Source organism: Allobosea sp. ASV33, assembly GCF_016428755.1.
Taxonomy (GTDB): domain Bacteria; phylum Pseudomonadota; class Alphaproteobacteria; order Rhizobiales; family Beijerinckiaceae; genus Allobosea.
Genome location: NZ_JAELTI010000010.1, coordinates 29,045 through 47,313, shown reverse-complemented (window position 1 = coordinate 47,313; position 18,269 = coordinate 29,045). Strand labels below are relative to the sequence as shown.

At 65.6% G+C, this 18,269-nt stretch carries 13 protein-coding genes and 1 tRNA gene; 7 read left to right on the top strand and 7 right to left on the bottom strand.

Going from position 1 to position 18,269, the window contains the following annotated elements:
* Positions 1 to 39: 39 nt before the first annotated feature.
* From JHD80_RS05215 to JHD80_RS05200, 4 genes are all read left to right on the top strand, one after another.
* Complete coding sequence (locus tag JHD80_RS05215) at positions 40 to 1,077, top strand: glycosyltransferase (RefSeq protein WP_199085317.1); 1,038 nt, start codon at positions 40 to 42, stop codon at positions 1,075 to 1,077.
* 503 nt (positions 1,078 to 1,580) lie between these two features.
* On the top strand, positions 1,581 to 4,043 hold the full coding sequence (locus JHD80_RS05210; RefSeq protein WP_199085316.1) for a hypothetical protein: 2,463 nt from the start codon (positions 1,581 to 1,583) through the stop codon (positions 4,041 to 4,043).
* An 81-nt stretch (positions 4,044 to 4,124) separates the two neighbouring features.
* The gene (locus tag JHD80_RS05205; RefSeq protein WP_199085315.1) at positions 4,125 to 6,413 is read left to right on the top strand and encodes a type I secretion system permease/ATPase; all 2,289 of its coding nucleotides are present in this window, start codon (positions 4,125 to 4,127) and stop codon (positions 6,411 to 6,413) included.
* A gap of 90 nt (positions 6,414 to 6,503) precedes the next feature.
* On the top strand, positions 6,504 to 8,432 hold the full coding sequence (locus tag JHD80_RS05200) for an HlyD family type I secretion periplasmic adaptor subunit (protein WP_199085314.1): 1,929 nt from the start codon (positions 6,504 to 6,506) through the stop codon (positions 8,430 to 8,432).
* Between the two features lie 102 nt (positions 8,433 to 8,534).
* Here JHD80_RS05200 and JHD80_RS05195 read toward each other — a convergent pair whose 3' ends face one another.
* The 5 genes from JHD80_RS05195 to JHD80_RS05175 form a co-directional block, all read right to left on the bottom strand.
* Positions 8,535 to 9,140, bottom strand: coding sequence for a sigma-70 family RNA polymerase sigma factor (locus JHD80_RS05195; protein WP_248311400.1), 606 nt, complete (start codon positions 9,138 to 9,140; stop codon positions 8,535 to 8,537).
* A gap of 96 nt (positions 9,141 to 9,236) precedes the next feature.
* A complete protein-coding gene (locus JHD80_RS05190) occupies positions 9,237 to 10,526 on the bottom strand; it encodes a polysaccharide biosynthesis/export family protein (protein ID WP_199085313.1) in 1,290 nt (429 codons plus the stop codon).
* A gap of 14 nt (positions 10,527 to 10,540) precedes the next feature.
* On the bottom strand, positions 10,541 to 12,100 hold the full coding sequence (locus JHD80_RS05185) for a Wzz/FepE/Etk N-terminal domain-containing protein (protein ID WP_199085312.1): 1,560 nt from the start codon (positions 12,098 to 12,100) through the stop codon (positions 10,541 to 10,543).
* A 127-nt stretch (positions 12,101 to 12,227) separates the two neighbouring features.
* Entirely contained in the window at positions 12,228 to 12,932 is a 705-nt protein-coding gene (locus tag JHD80_RS05180) for a DUF3102 domain-containing protein (protein ID WP_199085311.1), read from the bottom strand.
* 744 nt (positions 12,933 to 13,676) lie between these two features.
* Positions 13,677 to 13,763, bottom strand: a tRNA-Leu gene (locus JHD80_RS05175).
* A 286-nt stretch (positions 13,764 to 14,049) separates the two neighbouring features.
* On the opposite strand from JHD80_RS05175, the gene JHD80_RS05170 reads away from it, so the two are divergent.
* Positions 14,050 to 15,054, top strand: a complete 1,005-nt coding sequence (locus tag JHD80_RS05170; protein ID WP_199085310.1) for a complex I NDUFA9 subunit family protein — start codon at positions 14,050 to 14,052, stop codon at positions 15,052 to 15,054.
* Positions 15,055 to 15,075: 21 nt separating this feature from the next.
* Entirely contained in the window at positions 15,076 to 15,756 is a 681-nt protein-coding gene (locus tag JHD80_RS05165; RefSeq protein ID WP_199085309.1) for an HAD family hydrolase, read from the top strand.
* Between the two features lie 10 nt (positions 15,757 to 15,766).
* Here JHD80_RS05165 and JHD80_RS05160 read toward each other — a convergent pair whose 3' ends face one another.
* Positions 15,767 to 16,762 carry a 2-hydroxyacid dehydrogenase gene (locus JHD80_RS05160; protein ID WP_199085308.1) on the bottom strand — a complete coding sequence of 332 codons (996 nt, stop codon included), beginning with the start codon at positions 16,760 to 16,762 and terminating at the stop codon, positions 15,767 to 15,769.
* Positions 16,763 to 16,941: 179 nt separating this feature from the next.
* Here JHD80_RS05160 and JHD80_RS05155 point away from each other — a divergent pair, with 179 nt between their 5' ends.
* A complete protein-coding gene (locus JHD80_RS05155) occupies positions 16,942 to 17,472 on the top strand; it encodes an SH3 domain-containing protein (RefSeq protein WP_199085307.1) in 531 nt (176 codons plus the stop codon).
* A 5-nt stretch (positions 17,473 to 17,477) separates the two neighbouring features.
* Here JHD80_RS05155 and JHD80_RS05150 read toward each other — a convergent pair whose 3' ends face one another.
* The gene (locus JHD80_RS05150) at positions 17,478 to 18,248 is read right to left on the bottom strand and encodes a YbaY family lipoprotein (RefSeq protein ID WP_199085306.1); all 771 of its coding nucleotides are present in this window, start codon (positions 18,246 to 18,248) and stop codon (positions 17,478 to 17,480) included.
* Positions 18,249 to 18,269: the final 21 nt, after the last annotated feature.

Genomic DNA, 18,269 nt, shown 5'->3' with positions numbered 1-18,269 from the left:
CCGGCGGAGCCGCTTTGCTTCACAGCGTCGGAGCGATCGATGATCAATGTAGATCTGGCGGTATTCGCTCATAACGAACAGGATCGGATTGCGCGCACGCTGGCCGATCTTTCCAGTCAAACGATATTCTCCCACGAAGATTTTTCAACGAGGCTGTTTGTTCTGGCGAACGGGTGCTCGGACGATACGGTCGCCGTGACACGAAGCGAGTTATCGAAGTTTGAAAACCCCGGCGTAGCAGTGGTTCACGACTTGAAAGAGGGTGGGAAGTCGAGAACCTGGAATCGCTTCGTCCATGAGATTTCACAGGAAGACGCCGATATCCTGGTCTTCATCGACGCCGATATCGGTTTGCCCGACCGCTCAGCCATCAAGAATATTGTTGATTTTCTAATCTGCCGAAAGGACATCGTCGCAACGTCGAGCCTGCCTCTGAAGGATATCGAGTTTTATCCTCAAGATCTGAGCCTTGTCGAAAAGGCTATAGCCAACGGCAGCAAAACAAGCGGCCACGATCTCACGACGGCAATTTGCGGACAGCTTTATGCGATGCGCTCGGAAGCCGCGCGCGCAATCAAGCTTCCAATAGGACTGCCCGTAGAAGACGGATTCATTAGGCACGCGATTATCACGTCTTTGTTCTCGCGGCCGGAAGACGAAAGCCTTATAGCTCAATCGCCGGAAGCGACGCATGTCTATCCATCAGAGCGAAGCATCGCGGCTCTTCTCAAGCATCAAACGCGGATCGTCATCGGCAGCGCCGTCAACGCAGCTCTTTTTCGCTACTTCATCCGGCTTCATCGGCAGGAAGGCCGCCAGCGGGTTCTGAACGAACTTTCTGCCAGCGCGAATTCGCCGCGCTGGTTGCCGGAGAAATTGAGAAAGCTGTTGCCGGATTCCCGTTTTGGCTGGGTGCCATGGCCATGGTTGTTTTCCCGGACGGCGGCATTTCTCAAGGGCGGCCCTTATACCGTCCGCAGGACAAGTATCGCGATACTGGGTTTCGGCATGGATTGCATTGTTTTTGTCAATTCCCAGTTCAAGATGGCGCGCGGGACCGGCGCCGGCCATTGGTGATACTGCTCATGCGCGCCAAATCCGTCCAAAGGCGCGGAAATAAATCGCGCCGGCAGGCCGATTTTCGAGCCTAGGCGGTTCGAGGGCCGCGGGTGCCCTTGGGTGATTCGCGGATTTCGACTTCGCGCTGCTGGCGTTGGGCCCAGCAGGCGTAGCTCCAATATTTGGGCTCTCGCCGTCCGAATTGCCGATTTTTATGAAGGGCGCGTAAGTTAATCGATGATGCTCAAGGGTCATAAAAATTTCTGAAATTTATCCACAGATTTGAACATCTGAACAATTTCGTTTTGGCATCACATTCCAAACACGATATCTCGCCAGGCTTATCGACGGATGAGCCTAATGATTCGCCGCGGGCGTTGGCGATGGCCCGTCATCCGACGCCTAAGCGTGGCATGCCTGTCTAACCGCTGCGTTCTCCCTGGATCGGCGAGAGCTACCCGGCTGGCCTACCCCAATCTCGCTGTCCAGTTCCTTTCGTATACATCTAAGGAAATTGGCATATGACCTCACTCGAAACCCGGCCATTCACCGCTTCTTCGAGTTGGAATACACCACTAGCCAGCGACGCAACTTTCACCAAACTGGGTTGGCCTTCTTCGACTGGGTATAACTACAGTGTAGCCTGGGATGGATATTCCCCTTCGGTTTACGTTGCTTCCGCTTCAGATCCGCTCGTCCAGGTCACTTACCCCGCGGGTTGGGGATATCCTGGCGGCACCATCAGCGTTCACATGCCGGCAGCCGCCAATGGCGCCGCGGGCACCGATGGTGAGCTGGTCGTCATCGATGGCGACATCGCGTACAATTTCTGGCAATTCAAACGGACCAGCACGACGACTGCGTCTGCCGTTTCGATGGCCTACGAAAATATCGTCACCGGCGACGGATGGGGCAGCAGTTCGCCCTTCCTGGCGGCGGGGATCACCGCCGTCGGGGCAAGCCAGCTTGGCGGCCTGATCGTTCAGGACGAAGTCAAGGACGGCTCGATCGATCACGCGCTGCAACTCGTCGTCGACGGTACGCTCGTCAAGGCGGGTGCCGTCGGCCAGGCGATCTCCAGCGACGGCGGCAGCGCGTCGGGTATCGTCAAGGAAGGGCAGCTTCTCGGCATTCCGCCGGGCACGCCGATGCCTGCCGGCCTTTCTCCGCTGGGCCAGCAGGTCTTCAAGGCCATGCAGCAATACGGCGCCTATGTCGTCGACGTCGCCGGTGGCGTCACCAACGTTCGTGCGCAGGCGAATGCCTTCGACGACGCGACGATGACCCAGCTCTGGCATGACATGGGCAGCATCACGCCTTTGCTCCAGGGCGTGAGCGGCGGTACCCCTTCGGGCAACACGGGCGGTTCGTCCGGCGGCAACGGCACTAATCCCCCGGTGACCACCCCGCCGGTCGTCACGCCCCCCGTCACCACGCCGCCGGTCACGACTCCGCCGACCGGCACGTCTCCCGATACGACCAAGCCGACCGTGCAGTGGGTGGCGGCCAACGGCCCCGGCGTCACGAACGGCACCGGCACGGTCCATGCCGGCGATACCGTCAGGCTGACGCTGAAGTTCAGCGAAGCGGTGAATGTGAGTGGTACGCCGACCCTGTCGCTCAACGACAAGGGCACGGCCAAATATGTGAGCGGCGCCGGCACCGATACCTTGCAGTTCGAGTACAAGGTAGCGGCCGGTCAGAACACGGCCGATCTGGCGATCAGCGCCTATAACCTGAGCGGAGTGAAGGACAAGGCCGGCAATGCGCTCAGCCTGTCGGGCGCCCCGTATCAGCCTGCCGGAACGCTGGTCGTCGATACCAAGGCCGCTGGCGACACCACGGCGCCGAAGGTCCAGTGGATCGCCGCCACCGGGTCGAAGCTCACCAACAGCAGCGGCACCGTCGGCGCTGGCGATACCGTCCGGCTGTCGGTCAACTTCAACGAGGTGATGACCGTCGACGGCACGCCGACCCTGTCGTTGAACAGCAAGGGCACCGCCAAATATGTCGGCGGCGCCGGCACCAGCACCTTGCAGTTCGACTACAAGGTGCAGGCTGGCGAAAAGGCGTCCGACCTGGAGGTCTCCAGCTACAACCTGAACGGCGTCAAGGATCAGGCCGGTAATGCCGTCAATGTTTCCGGGGCGCCGCATCAGCCCGCCGGAACGCTGGTCGTCAACGCCGTGGCCGCTGGCGACACCACGGCGCCGAAGGTCCAGTGGATCGCCGCCACCGGGTCGAAGCTCACCAACAGCAGCGGTACCGTCGGCGTCGGCGATATCGTCAGGTTGTCGGTCAACTTCAACGAGGTGGTGACGGTCAACGGCACGCCGACCCTGTCGCTGAACAGCAAGGGCACCGCCAAATATGTCGGTGGCGCCGGCACCAGCACCTTGCAGTTCGACTACAAGGTGCAGGCCGGCGAAAAGGCTGCCGATCTCGAGGTCTCCAGCTACAACCTGAATGGTGTCAGGGATCGGGCCGGGAACGCCGTCAATGTTGCCGGCGCGCCGCATCAGCCTGCCGGGACGCTGGCTGTTAGCGCAACGACGGCTGCGACGGTCGCGGCCAGCCAGCCGACGACGCTGGCTTCCGCGACCGATCTCGTCGCTCCGGCCGCTCCGGCGCCCGCCGCGACAGGCCCGGACACGGCTGCGACCTCGCCGGCCGCGGCACCGACTCCTTGGAGCGACTGGTTCGGCGGTCATGCGGCTTGGGGAGGCGACTTCTCCTTCGGCAACCGCAGGACGGTCGGCTATCCCGGTGCTGCGGAGTCCGGAGCCAGTGCTTCGGACGCCGGGGTCAACGCGTTCGACGGCGCAGCCACGGCTGCGCCGGCGCAAAGCTCCGCGATGTCCCGGCTGGCCTTGCTCGACCAGTATGCGGCGTCGAGTTTCGCCATCCCCGCGACGGGCACCACCGCCCAGGCGCAGGACTGGCTGAACAACACGGCTCAGACGCTCGCGAAGGCGCAGGCCTGACCGTGGGCGGGGCTGGGCAGGCCTTGCGCCGAGCCCGGCCTCGCCCGCTGCTTTATCCCACCGGAGCGTCCTACGCTCTCAATGCCGTGCACGCGGGGCTGTTCCCCGCGTGCACGCGCTCAACATCATCAATGCAGGGTCCGGCGATTGAAAAATCCCGATAACGATACCCATCCGATCTCTGACGACGGTCTCGTCGCGCTGCTCTTCATCCTGCGCGGTCAGGGCGTCAGCGTCCTTCCCGAGCAGATCCAGCACCAGTTCCCGGGGCGGCCCATCGGGGTCACCGAGATGGTGCGCTGCGCCAAGGGCCTCGGTCTCAAGGCGCGCGTTCTCTCCACGAACTGGGAACGCCTGGCCAAGACGCCGATGCCGGTGATCGCGGCGCTGAGCGATGGCGGTTTCCTCGTGCTCGGCCGTGTCGGCGAGGACAGCATCCTCGTCCAGGCGCCGAACGCTCCGCGCCCGAGCATGCTCTCGCGTGCCGAGCTGGAAGCGATCTGGGACGGGCGCCTCGTCCTGATGACGAAGCGCGCGACGCTGACCGATCTCGCGCGCCGCTTCGATATCACCTGGTTCATGGGCGCCATCCATAAATATCGCGCGCTCCTCGCCGAGGTGCTGGTCGCGTCCTTCTTCCTCCAGCTCTTCGGCCTGATCTCGCCGCTCTTCTTCCAGGTCGTCATCGACAAGGTCCTGGTGCATCACAGCATCAGCACGCTCGACGTGCTCGTGGTCGGGCTCGTGGCGATCGCCCTGTTCGAGGTCGTGCTCGGCGCGCTGAGGACCTATCTGTTCTCGCACACCACGAACCGGATCGACGTCGAGCTCGGCGCGCGCCTGTTCCGCCATCTGCTGGCGCTGCCGATCGGCTATTTCCAGGCGCGGCGTGTCGGCGATTCCGTCGCCCGCGTGCGCGAGCTCGAGAATATCCGCAACTTCCTGACCAGTTCGGGCCTGACGCTCGTCATCGACCTGTTCTTCACGCTCGTCTTCGTCGCGGCGCTGTTCTTCTACTCACCGACGCTGACCTGGATCGTGCTGGCCTCGCTGCCGGTCTATATCGGCATATCGGTCGGCGTGACCCCGCTGTTCCGGCGCTATCTCGACGACAAGTTCGCCCGCGGCGCCGAGAACCAGGCCTTCCTGGTCGAAAGCGTCACGGCGGTCGAGACGCTCAAGTCGATGGCGATCGAACCCCAGATGCAGCAGCGCTGGGAGGAGCAACTGGCGGCCTACGTCGCGGCGAGCTTCCGGGTGCTGAGCCTGGGCAATATCGCGAGCCAGTCCGTCCAGCTCGTCAGCAAGCTGGTGACCGCCGCGATCCTCTATGTCGGCGCCAAGCTGGTCATCGGGGGGGAGCTCTCGGTCGGCGAGCTCGTGGCGTTCAACCTGCTCGCGGGCCGCGTCAGCGGCCCGGTCCTGCGGCTGGCTCAGATCTGGCAGGATTTCCACCAGACGCGCCTGTCGATCGCCCGTCTCGGCGACATCCTCAACACCACGCCGGAGCCGTCCTACAATCCGAACCGGACGGCGCTGCCTGCGATCCGCGGCGACATCAGCTTCGAGCATGTCACCTTCCGGTACCGGGTCGACGGGCCGGAGATCCTGCACAACATCAACCTGACCATTCCGGCCGGGCAGATGATCGGGATCGTCGGGCCGTCCGGTTCAGGCAAGAGCACGCTGGCCAAGCTCGCCCAGCGCCTCTACGTGCCGGAAAGCGGCCGGGTCCTGATCGACGGGGTGGATGTCGCCCAGATCGATCCGTCCTGGCTTCGCCGCCAGATCGGCGTGGTCCTGCAGGACAACATCCTGTTCAACCGCTCGATCCGCGACAATATCGCCTTGGCCGATCCGGCCTTGCCGGCCGACAAGGTGATCGAGGCCGCCAAGCTCGCCGGCGCGCATGACTTCATCCTGAAGCTGCCCGAGGGCTATGACACGGTCGTCGGCGAGCGCGGCGGCAGCCTGTCGGGCGGGCAGCGCCAGCGCATCGCCATCGCCCGTGCGCTGGCGACCGACCCGCGCATCCTGATCTTCGACGAAGCGACCAGCGCGCTCGACTACGAGAGCGAGCACATCATCCAGCAGAACATGGCGCAGATCGCGCGGTCCCGCACCGTGCTCATCATCGCGCATCGTCTCTCGACGCTCCGGATGGCCGATCGCATCGTCACGATCGAGAGCGGCCGGCTGATCGAGGACGGCACGCATGAGAAGCTGGTGCGGACAGGCGGGCGATACGCCACGCTGCACCGGCTCCAGTCGGGCCTGCCGGAGAATAGCGGCGTCGCAGCGGGGGCAGGCCACGCGGGCATGCGCTCCGAAGCGGCGACGCTGCCGGCGCTGGCGGGCCACCAGCGCTGAGACGCCGTCTGATGATCGTCCTTTCCACTGTACCGGGGAACCCAGTGCTGCGTTGATCTCCGGATAGGGAGCCGCAGCAAGAAAAACGCCATGCAAGCGTCCACACATAATCAATCGGGGCTGTTCGCCCTGGAAATGCTGCTGCGCCTGCGCGGCGCCTCCGTCACGACCGATGAGCTTCGCCAGCAGATGGGCGAGGGGGACATCGGGCCGGCCGAGATTCTGCGCGGAGCGCGGGCCCACGGCTTCCGGGGCCGCTCCCGCTCCGTCGGCTGGGAGAAGCTCGCCGGCCTGTCGTTGCCCTGCATCGCCGGGCTTCGCAACGGCGGGTTCCTCCTGCTCGGCAAGGCCAATGAGGAGAAGGTTCTGGTCGTCGGCGCCGACAGCCCGCGGCCGGTCCTGATGACGCGGGAAGAGTTCGAGGCCGAATGGAATGGCCGCGTCATCCTGCTGGAGCCGGCCAAGGCGGGCTTGATCCCGCGCTTCGACGAGGCGGTGACGGAGCGGGCGCGCCAGGCCCTCGTGACGACGGCGCGCTGGGGCGCGGAAAACACCCGCAGCGCCGTGAGCGGCATCGCCATGCGCTCGCAGGCGCTGCAGCAGGCGATCATCACCCGCTCGACCGACGAGAAGCGCCTGCGCTCGCTGGAGCTCGCCTTCCTGCCGGCCGCGCTCGAGATCGTCGAGACGCCGCCGTCACCCTTGGGGCGCATCATCGGGTTCAGCATCATCTCGGTCTTCGCCGCGGCGCTGGCCTGGGCCTGTATCGGCACGGTCGACATCGTCGCCGTCGCGCCGGGCAAGATCATCCCGAGCGACCGGATCAAGATGATCCAGCCTTTCGAGACCGGCGTCGTGCGGGCGATCCGGGTCCGCGACGGCCAGAGCGTCAAGGCCGGCGACGTGCTGGTCGATCTCGACACGACCGCTGTCGAAGCTGAGCTCGGCCACCTGCAGGGCGACCTGATGGCCGCGCGCCTCGACATGGCCAGATTGCAGGCCGCGATCGACGACAAGGACAATGCCCTGGCGGCCTTCAAGCCGCCGGCGGATGCGCCGCCCGATCTGCTCCAGGTCTATCGCGGGCTGCTGATCAGCCAGAGCAGCGAGCAGAAGGCCAAGCTCGCCACGATCGACGGCCAGCTTGCCCAGAAGGTGGCGGAGCGCGACACGATCCAGGCCTCCGTCGACAAGCTCAAGTCGACGATCGTGCCGCTTCAGCAGCGGGTCGAGATTCGCGAGCAGCTCTTCCAGAAGGAGCTTGGCTCCAAGGTGACCTATCTCACCGAATTGCAGGACCTGGTCGGTCAGCGCCAGGACATCCTGGTTCAGGAGAAGCGCGGCAGCGAGACCAATGCCGCGGTCGTGGCGTTGATGGAGACCCGCACCAAGACCATCGCCGAATACGAGCGGACCCTGTTCGACGAGCTCAGCAAGGCCCGGCAGAAGGCGGCCGGCCTCGCGCGCGATATCGTCAAGACCGAGCAGCGCAAGAGCCTGCAACGGCTGACGGCGCCGGTCGACGGCATGGTCCAGCAGCTCGCGATCCACACGGTCGGCGGCGTCGTGACCCCCGCGCAGACCTTGCTCTACATCGTCCCGGCCGATAGCCGGCTCGAAATCGAGGCGATGATCTCGAACCGCGATATCGGCTTCGTCAGTGCGGGCCAGGCTGCGGCGGTCAAGGTCGATACCTTCAACTTCACGCGCTACGGCCTGCTGCACGGCACGATCCTGAGCATCTCACAGGATGCGATCGCGCGCGACAAGGCGCCCGGCAATGGCGGAGACAAGACGTCGGGGGCCGGGAACGAGAGCAGCGAGCCGCGTGGCCAGGAACTGCTCTATTCCGCCCGGATCTCGCTGGATCGCACGCAGCTCGCGGTCGAGGACAAGCAGGTCAATCTGTCGCCCGGCATGGCCGTGACGGCGGAGATCAAGACGGGCCGGCGGCGGATCATCAGCTATCTGCTCTCGCCGCTCGCCCGCTACCAGCACGACAGCTTGCGGGAGCGTTGAGCCGACGGAAGCATGGCTGCCGATGGCGGCCATGCTTTCGTGAAAGTCGAAACGCCGACAAGGGCGGGCGTCCCTTGCCGGCGGCCGATCCTCGCGCTGCTCTCAGAAAGACCAGCGCTTTGGATTGCTATTGGGAGTGCCGGCCATCACGGCGCGCGTTCGGCTGTCGAAGCCGATTTCGTCGAGGCTCTCGATCGAGAGCAGGGCGGCCAGCCTGGAACGGGCGCGGTTGATCCGGCTCTTGATCGTCCCGGTCGTGGTCCGGCACAGCGTCGCTGTGTCCTCGTAGGAGAGGCCGGCCGCGCCCACCAGCATCAGCGCCTCGCGCTGGTCGAAGGGGATCGCCCTGAGGGCGTAGCAGAATTCCCGGTATTCCATATGGCCTTCCTGCTCCGGCGCCGAGCGCAGCGACTCCGAATAGCAGCCATCGGCATCCTCGACCTCGTGGCGGCGCCGGCGTAGGTCGGAGAGGTAGCAGTTGCGCAGGATCGTCGTGAGCCAGGCGCCCATATTGGTGCCTGGCCGGAAGCTCTCGATCTTGCTGATCGCGCGCAGCATCGTTTCCTGCACGAGATCATCCGAGCGGTCGGCGCTGCGGCTCAACGACATGGCATAGGCCCGCAATTGCGGCTGGTGCGCCAATATCTGCTGTTGAAGGGAAGGGCCGCCTGCTCCGTTCTGTCCGGTATCGCCGTTCATGAAGGCCATAGTCGATCTCCCCACTCGAAACACGGGACGAAACAATCCACCGAACGCAACGGAACCGGGCTGGGAACCGGCTGCGCGGAGCGCGCAGCCGCTAGGTCACTGCTTGACGCCGACAGGCGTCATCATGCTGGTCTGCTCGAGCGTGCCGATGCCCAGCGTGCCCGGAAGGATGGTCCTCTGGATGCGCAGCACGTCGCCGGGCAGGAGTTCGGTGTTCTCGGTCGCGTCGATCGTCTGCGTCTTGCCGTCCAGCATGCGCACGACCACGAGGCTCTTGGTCTCGACGGCGCCGTCGGAAACGCCGACCAGGGCTGGCACGGTCACCTTGGCCTCGACGAGCAGGCTGCGGTTGGTGTCGAACCTGACGCTGACATCGTCGATATCCATCCGGACCTTCTGGACTTCGGCGGTCACCGCGGCATTGCGCTGGCTCTTGAGGTCGAAGATCCGCTGGTCGGCCTGCGTGATGTTCTGGCGCGAGCGCAGGATCAGGGTCTGGAAGCCCTGTTCGTTCATCTCGAGCTGGGCCTGCATGCGTTCGAGATTGGCGAGGCGGCTGATGGTCGTCAGGCCGCGCTTGACGAGGTTCCGCACCTCGACGAGCTCCCGCTCGACGCTGGCCGATTGGACCTTGTTGGCCTCGATCTGGCGCTTGATCGCGTCGATCTCGCGTTCGTAGAGGCCGCGATTCTGCTCCAGGCTGTCGATCTGGGTCTTCAGCGCGTCGACATGGATGTTGAGCAGCGAGCGCTCCTCGTCGATCAGTTGCCGCACGGCGGGATCGACCTGCGAGCGCAGGACGAGATCGTTCGAGAACTGGATGTCCGTCCGCATCGCGAGCTCGGCATTCAGCCGTGCCCGGCGTGCCGTCAGCTCGTAGTAGCGCCGGACCAGGTTGCGCATCTCGCCGCTGATGGTGATGCTGTCGCGGTCGAGCCGCATCAGGGCGGGGTCGTTGAAGCGCAGCCAGCCGCCGGCCAGGCTGACGACCTGCAGCACCGTCATCCCCGGGCGGAACTGGTATTCGCCGGGCTTCTGGACGTCGCCCAGCACATAGACCGGCCGCGTCTCGAGAACCTCGACCGAGGTGCCGGGCTTGTCGGAAATGCCCGAGCGCACGAAGCGCTCCGAGATCTGGGTCGCGATCTCCTTGGTCGAGAGGCCGGTGACCGGGATATCGCCGATCGGCGCGATCGAGATCGTTCCGTTCGCGCGGACCTTATAGTCGCCGCTCAGCTCGGGGTATTGGAAGACCTTGATCTTCAGCTTGTCGTCCGCGCGGACGATATAGTCCGACGTCGCGCGGACGGCATTGCCGTCGAGCATGCACAGCAGGAGCGAGGCTGTGCCGACGAGATTTACCCATGAACGGTTCCGCTTCATCATAGCATTTCTCCGTTTCACGCTGATCCAGCAGCCGGCTCGGCCGGCATTTCAAAGGCGAACGGGCTGCGGCGAGCCCCCACGACGGTTTCGGCTTTCCAGAGCTTGTCTCCGAACAGCCCGATCATCCGGCCGTCGATGCCGTTCAGGACCGCGCCGATGAAATCCGTCGGCATCGCCCCCGAGATGGCGAAGGCGCGCTCGATCCGCTCGACATCGGCACCGCCCCATTTCATCACCAGCAGGATGCCGTCGATGCTCTGCGCGGCGATGCGGAAGGCGGCGCCCTGTTCGAGAGGCGGCAGGCCGACGACGATCAGGTCATAGGCGGCGAGCGACTTGCGGCCGCAATGCATCCACCAGTTCGCGCAGCCGTCGCCGCCGGCCGAGGCCGCGATGGTCAGGACGTCGGGGCCGCCCGCATCGTCGTGCCAGAGGTCGCCGTCGCGCGGCTCCGGATGGCTGTCACCGGGAATTGCCGCGCCGGGCGTTGCCGTCGCGCCCCGGCCTGCCTCGACGAGCAGCACTTTCTGGTTACGGGCGGCGGCCTCGGCGAAATGCCGCGCCACGGTCGTCGCACCGTCTCCGGCGATCGGCGATGCGATGCCGACGACGCGCGCCTTCGCCGCTTCGGTGGCCACCGCCATCCGCAGAAGCGTCTGGGTCAGCAGAGGGGCGGGGTGGAGCCCGTCCTGCGCCGCCTGGGCGCGAAGGGCGTTGCCGCGGCCCGAAGGCACGGGCTTCTCGCGTGAGAGCCAGGGAATCGCGCCGAGGCACTCCAGCCCGAATTGCTCGACCTGCGCCGCCGTGCGGATCGACCTGTCCCTGAGGTCGAGGAGCAGGGCAAGCACCGCCCCGATCCCGAAGCCGGCGGCGAGCGCACCGAGCAGGACGAGAATCTTGCGGGGGCCGTTAGGGTTGTCCGGGATGAGGGCGGGCGTCATCACATAGACGGCCGGACCCAGTCCCTGGAGGCGCTCGCGCAGGAGCGGCGAGCGCTCGCCGTCCTGATCGGCGCTGACGCGCGCCTGCAGCATGACCTGGCTGATCTCGCTGGCGATCAGCGCGGACTTTTCCGCTGCGGACGTGGTGACCTTGAGCTGGATGGCATGGCTCGTCCCGACCCGCTGCAGCGCGACCTGTTTCGCGAGGGATTCGATCGCGATTTCCTGCCGGTTGCGGCTCTCGTCGGGCGACGTTTGCCGCAGGCCGAAAAGGTTGCGGACCAGATCCAGGGGCAGCGTCGCGGCAGGGACGAATTCGGGGTCGTCGGCCAGATCGAGGGCGTTGACGACCTTGGCGAGCGTGCCGCGCGAGCGGATGATCTCGATCTCGTTCTCGACCTGGGTGAGATCGGCACGCCCAAGCGAAACGACGAGCTCCGAGCCGGGCTGGACTTCCTTGACGTAGACCAGGAACTGCGTCGTGGCGGTATAGGCCGCGCCCTTGAGCAGGATGAAGGCCCCGGCAGCCGCTAACGATATTGCGACGCAGGTGCAGATGATTTTCCAGCGACGGCGGAGCGTGAGCGGTCCGAGCGTCGACGATGGCTGACGGTCAATACGATAGCCCGGCATGGGGACTTCCGTTCTCTATCCACCGATCGAGCCATGCCCGCATCACGCATCGCCGCTCGGGAAGCCAAATTCAAGGTTGTCTCGCCTCGGACGGAGGACGATCAGGCATAGGCAATCGAAGGCCTGTTCATTGCAGTTTGGCGGATAGAACTTCGATGGCTTGCGTCGGAGGTGCGTTGGGAAGAGCGAGCGCAACGCGCTCGGAATCCACCACCCGCGCCGCCTTCATCCAGACGAACACTCGGTTCCAGACCTCCCAATTGATTTCTTCCATGATCAGGGCGTAGTCCGCTGGGCTGAGATGACGGAGAAGCAGCTCCGCCACCATGCGAGCCCGGTCGCCGCCGGCATTGCGGCGCCGCTCTCCGGAAGTCCCCAGAAACCCGGAAGGGATGAAGGACGAGGAGAAGCCTTCGCGCAGCGGGTCGTCATCGGCTTTCGCCTTTGTCCGCCCGTTCGCGCCCGAGGCCTGGGCGTACAGGTCGCTGCGCGACACATGCTCGCCGTTCTCGATGCGTTTCAGGATGGTGTCGCGAACCGCAGGCGGGGTCTTCTTCGAGAGATAGACCCGCAAGGTCGATGGGAGCATCAAGGCGACGAGTTTCGTGTCGGTTTCCGCCTCGCGGGCAAGCTTCATCAAATCCTGGGCGGTTCGGATTTTGAACTCGCAGGATTTTTCGACCCATTTGACGAAGGCGCCATGAGGGGTTTTTGCTTTGACGCGGAGAAGCTCGCGGCCGATCTCGATGGCATGTTCGGTCGCGGAACGACGAAGATCCTTGATCTTCTGTGCGGATGCTTGTAGCTCCGCTGCCGAAAGTTGGGGTTCCAAGATTTTATCGCCCGAAGACACAGCATCACCCTCAACTAACCAGAAACAGCATTCAGGTTACGTCAGGTTAGGTGCGTGGCGAAGCGAGCAAAGGGATTCCCGTTCGCACAGGAGAGGTACCCCTTTCGGATTACTCGTTTTTGCCAGGAGAAATGCTGGCCCCGGGGGGAGGCGGCTCCCGTTCCGGGACCGGAGAGGTCCTGCGCCGGGCCGAAATCCTGCACGGAATCCGCGATGGATCGGCTGCCTGCATGAGACCGCGCGATCGGGCGTGGGCATCCATCCGAGGGCGGGTTGCGCCAGGATGGCGTTCCACAAGCGCTCCGCTGTCGGCGGCAACCGCGCCCGCGAGCGGAAGACATGGAACTCGATCGGGATATCCCAGGCCTTGTCGCGCGCGAGGGCCAGCATCGCAGGGAGATCCCCGCCCTCAACCCCGGCTTCGCGGCTGGGGGCTTGCGCGATGTTTCCCCTTGGGGAAAGGCAGGGGTGTTGCAGCCGTCGGACCACAGTCAGCCGGGCTTCCCTGCCAAGGTGGCGCCCGCGCAACGGACAAGCCCGCGCCCGGCCTCTCGGCAAGCGCGCGAAGGGCCGGCATGACCTCCGTATCAGTGCAGGATAACCCCGACTTGGTAGCGTCGGGATAAGGCATTGTGAGAGCCGGTATGCGAGACCGCCTTACGGAAGCGGGTCTCCCTAACTCATTCTCAATGCTCGTCTCTTTCTCCTGCTGAGGAAAAAGAGTGGTGCCCAGGAGAGGACTCGAACCTCCACGCCCTTGCAGGCGCCAGCACCTGAAGCTGGTGCGTCTACCAATTCCGCCACCTGGGCAACGGCGGTTCGTTTACGGGGGCCGAGTCGTCCTGTCAACGGCCCTGTCGCGGCGAAATGAATTTGTTTTCGGGGAGCCTGTGGAAACCCCATTCGAACAGCTCGCGCCGATCGGCCGATTATCCGGCCGGGCCAGTTAGCTGGCATGGCACGTTCCGGGCTTCACTTCCGGACAGGGTGCAACGCCGCAGGGCGTGAGGCGCGGGCGGGCCCAGCCGCAAAAGGCATTTCACTTTGGCGGAACATGATCTAGGAGGGCAGAAGCATTCTAAACGGAGCTTTCGCAATGGCTTCCCAAGCCCCGGCCCAGCAACTCGTCACGGTCTTCGGCGGCTCCGGTTTCGTCGGCCGCCATGTCGTGCGCGCGCTCGTCAAGCGCGGCTATCGGGTGCGCGTCGCCGTGCGCCGGCCGGACCTCGCCAATTTCCTCCAGCCGATCGGCACCGTCGGCCAGATCCACGCCGTACAGGCGAATCTGCGCTATCCCGCCTCGGTCACGGGGGCGGTTAAGGGCGCCGATGCCGTGGTCAATCTGGTCGGCATCCTGCAGGAGCAGGGCCGCCAGAACTTCTCGGCCGTTCAGGCGAACGGCGCCCGCGCCGTCGCCCAGGCCTGTGCCACTGTCGGCATCAAGCGGCTGGTCCATGTCTCGGCGCTCGGCGCCTCCGCCGAATCGGCTTCCGCCTATGCCCGTTCCAAGGCCGAGGGCGAGGCCGCCATGTTCGCCTCCGTGCCGGGCGCGATCGTGCTGCGGCCGTCGGTGATGTTCGGGCCGGAAGACACTTTCTTCAACCGTTTCGCCTCGCTGGCCCGGATGCTGCCGGTGCTGCCGCTGGTCGGCGACGGCGCGACGAAGTTCCAGCCGGCCTTCGTCGGCGATGTCGCCGAGATCGTCGCGCGCGCCGTCGACGGCGCGGTCCAGGGCGGCCGCGTCTACGAACTCGGCGGGCCGGAGGTGCAGAGCCTGCGCGAGATCGTCGCGGAGGTCTGCAAGGTGACCGGCCGCAAGCGCCTGCTCGCGCCGCTGCCCTTCCCGCTGGCGCGGCTGATGGGCAGTGTCCTCCAGGTCGTCGATACGCTGACGCTCGGCCTGATCCCCGACGAGCTGGTCATGACCCGCGACCAGGTCACGCTGCTTGCGAGCGACAATGTCGTCTCGCCGGAAGCCAAGGCCGAGGGCCGCGATTTCGCTGGGCTCGGGCTGGCGCCGACCTCGTCCGAGGCGGTGATCTCGTCCTATCTCTGGCGCTTCCGCAAGACCGGCCAGTTCGACACGCTCCAGGCCCGCTGAGCGACGGACGGAGCTGGCCTCGTGTCGTTCGACCTCGTCATCTACGATTGCGACGGCACGCTGATCGACACCGAGACGCTCTATGGCGAGATCAGCCTCGCCATCTGCCGGGAGATCGGCCTGAGCCACTGGACACTCGACCATTATGTCGAGCAGCTCGTCGGCATTCCCTGGGCCGACGGCATGAAGATCATCGAATCGGCTTTAGGCCGTCCGCTTCCGGCCGATTTCGAGACGCGGATCGAGGATGCCGTCGCGTCGCGGCTGGAAAGCGAATTGCGTGTGCTTCCCGGCGTGCGGGAAGCGATCTCCGCCATGGCGGAGCGCCGCTGCGTCGCATCCTCGACGGTGCTCGAGCCGCTGCGCCGCAATCTCGTGCTGGCGGGCTTGAGCGACCTGTTCGAGCCTCATGTCTTCTCAGCCTCGCAGGTGGCGCGCGGCAAGCCGGCGCCGGACGTCTTCCTGTTCGCGGCGTCGCAGATGGGTGCGGAAGCCGGGCGCTGCCTGGTGCTGGAGGATTCGGTCCCGGGTGTGCTGGCGGCGCGTGCGGCCGGCATGCAGGTCGCCGGCTTCACCGGCGCTTCCCACGACAAGCGGCGCATGCGCGAACGGCTGCTGACCGCCGGCGCGGCTGCCGTCGTCGATGACTACAAGGATTGGCCGGGAGAAGCGGCGCGCCTCGCGGACCTGCGCGCCGCCTGAGCGTCCCGCCTCAGAGCATGCTGGGCAGCACGCGGTCCGGCGGCTTGTGCCCGTCCATGAAGGTCTTGATGTTGACGATGACCTTCTCGCCCATGTCGGCGCGGCCTTCATGCGTGGCCGAGCCCATATGCGGGAGCACTACGACCTTGTGCTGGCGTGCGAGCTTGAGCAGGCGCGGATTGACCGCCGGCTCGCTCTCGAACACGTCGAGGCCGGCGCCGGCGAGCTCGCCCGCTTCCAGCATGCGGGCCAGCGCCGTCTCGTCGACGACCTCGCCGCGGGCGGTGTTCACCAGGATAGCGTCAGGCTTCATCAGCTTGAGGCGGCGCGCCGAGAGCAGGTGGTAGGTCGCCGGCGTATGCGGGCAGTTGACCGAGACGATGTCCATCCGCGCCAGCATCTGGTCGAGCGAATCCCAATAGGTCGCGTCGAGCTTCTCCTCGATGCGCGGGTCGACGCGGCGGCGGTTGTGATAGTGGATCGACAGGCCGAAGGCGGCGGCGCGCTTCGCCAGCGCCTGGCCGATGCGGCCCATGCCGACGATGCCGAGGCGCTTGCCGGTGATGCGCCGGCCGAGCATCCAGGTCGGCGACCAGCCGGCCCAGTCGTCGTCGGGGATGACGCGGGCGCCCTCGGCGATGCGGCGCGCGACGGCAAGGATCAGCGCGATCGTCATGTCGGCGGTGTCGTCGGTGAGCACGCCCGGCGTGTTGGTCACGGTGATGCCGCGCTGCACGGCGCTGGCGACGTCGATATTGTCGACGCCGTTGCCGAAATTGGCGATCAGGCGCAATTGGTCGCCGGCCTGCGCGATGATGGCGGCGTCGATCTTGTCGGTGACGGTCGGAACGAGCACGTCGGCGGTCTTCACGGCCTCGACCAGCGCTGCCTGCGACATCGGCTTATCGTCGATGTTGAGCTGGGCGTCGAACAATTCGCGCATCCGGGTTTCCACCACGGCGGGCAGTTTGCGCGTCACCACCACCAAAGGCTTCTTCTTCGACATGGCGGTCACACCTCCGTCATTGGCCGTATCGGCCTGATATCCTCAACCCGCCATTAACCCTGGTGGCCCAGGAATGGGAGTTGTTGCGCGGCACCATATGCGTGTCTAGGCGGCGGCGCGACGGATGACAACTTGCCCCTTCGCCGGGGGGCGAGTGGAATACGAAGGAGAATGGCGCCATGAAGGTCCCGTCGATGCGCTGCCTGTCCCTGGCTGCATTGGCCCTCATCGGCTTGCCCGCGATCGCGTCGGCCCAGGACATGCAGGCCGGATCGGTCACCGGGCTGCCGGTGCCGCGCTATGTCAGCCTCAAGACGGACCGCGTGAACCTGCGCGAAGGCCCTTCGAAGGAGCACCGCACGCGCTGGGTCTATCAGCGCGCCGGCTTGCCGATGGAGGTCACCGCGGAATTCGAGACCTGGCGCCGCGTGCGCGATGCCGACGGGACCGAGGGCTGGGTGCTGCACAGCCTGCTGTCCGGCCGCCGCACCGCGCTCGTCGCGCCCTGGTCGAAGAAGAAGGACGAGATATTCCCCATGCGCAGCGCCGCGAACGAGGAGGCGGCCGTCGTCGCCCGGCTGCAGCCCGGCGTCGTCGCCAGCGTAGCATCCTGCACCAACATGTGGTGCCGGGTCAGCGTCGGCAACGTCAACGGCTTCATCCGCCAGGAGCGCCTCTGGGGCGTCTATCCGAACGAGAAGGTCGACTGACGACCTTACTGCCGCGCCAGCACCATGACCGGCCGGCCGCGCCCGTCGAGCAGGGCGAGCAGGCCGGAGCCGCGATGGATATCCCAACGGCGGACCTTCCCGAGCCCGTCGAGGAAGCCGCGCTCCTGTGCCATGATGTCCGGCGCACAGGCCATCATCGTCGAGACCATGCGCGAGAACCGGATCGCCCGGCCTTTGAGCGTGGCGTTGCCGCCGAAGCCGTTGCAGCCGCCGCGGCCTGACACCTTGCCGTCTGCCGCGATCTCCAGGGTCGTGGAGATCGCGGTTGGAACATCCTTGCCGCCGAGGCTGGCGAGGCGCCAGCTTCCCACGGGGGAGGGCGCTGCCGCAGGCGGCTGATCCTGCCCGGAGACGCGCTCGACCAGGATCTCCGTATCGTCGGGGCCGCCGGCCAGGACCGTGTGCTGGGTCGTGTTGATGAACAGCAATTGGCCGCCATCGGTGATCCGGGCCTGGAGGGCGTAGCGGTTTCGCGGCACGATCCGGCGATCATCGAAGCGCAAGGTCCAGCGCGCCGGGATGCGGCGGCCGGAAACGCGCGTCCTGGCGATGGCGCGCGAGGGCGCATCGGCCAGCGAGATGTCGAGGAGCGCGACCTCGATCACCGCTGTGGGTGGCAGCGCCATGCGCTCGCGATAGAAGACGGTGCCGCGCATCACCCGAGGCGCGGCCAGCGCCGGCGTGGCGGGAGCGGCGGCTGCGAGCAGAAGGCCTGCAAGCGCACGGCGCGAGATCGGCGAATCGGTGAAGCGCATGGACATCGTCTCCGGGAGCGG

What these genes read in the sequence shown, in the direction of transcription:
- JHD80_RS05215 (WP_199085317.1), top strand. Translation starts at nt 40, where the DNA reads ATGATCAATGTAGATCTGGCGGTATTCGCTCATAACGAACAGGATCGG.
- JHD80_RS05160 (WP_199085308.1), bottom strand. Translation starts at nt 16,762, where the DNA reads ATGTCGAAGAAGAAGCCTTTGGTGGTGGTGACGCGCAAACTGCCCGCC.
- JHD80_RS05150 (WP_199085306.1), bottom strand. Translation starts at nt 18,248, where the DNA reads ATGCGCTTCACCGATTCGCCGATCTCGCGCCGTGCGCTTGCAGGCCTT.
- JHD80_RS05200 (WP_199085314.1), top strand. Translation starts at nt 6,504, where the DNA reads ATGCAAGCGTCCACACATAATCAATCGGGGCTGTTCGCCCTGGAAATG.
- JHD80_RS05205 (WP_199085315.1), top strand. Translation starts at nt 4,125, where the DNA reads ATGCCGTGCACGCGGGGCTGTTCCCCGCGTGCACGCGCTCAACATCAT.
- JHD80_RS05155 (WP_199085307.1), top strand. Translation starts at nt 16,942, where the DNA reads ATGAAGGTCCCGTCGATGCGCTGCCTGTCCCTGGCTGCATTGGCCCTC.
- JHD80_RS05195 (WP_248311400.1), bottom strand. Translation starts at nt 9,140, where the DNA reads ATGGCCTTCATGAACGGCGATACCGGACAGAACGGAGCAGGCGGCCCT.
- JHD80_RS05170 (WP_199085310.1), top strand. Translation starts at nt 14,050, where the DNA reads ATGGCTTCCCAAGCCCCGGCCCAGCAACTCGTCACGGTCTTCGGCGGC.
- JHD80_RS05210 (WP_199085316.1), top strand. Translation starts at nt 1,581, where the DNA reads ATGACCTCACTCGAAACCCGGCCATTCACCGCTTCTTCGAGTTGGAAT.
- JHD80_RS05190 (WP_199085313.1), bottom strand. Translation starts at nt 10,526, where the DNA reads ATGATGAAGCGGAACCGTTCATGGGTAAATCTCGTCGGCACAGCCTCG.
- JHD80_RS05185 (WP_199085312.1), bottom strand. Translation starts at nt 12,100, where the DNA reads ATGCCGGGCTATCGTATTGACCGTCAGCCATCGTCGACGCTCGGACCG.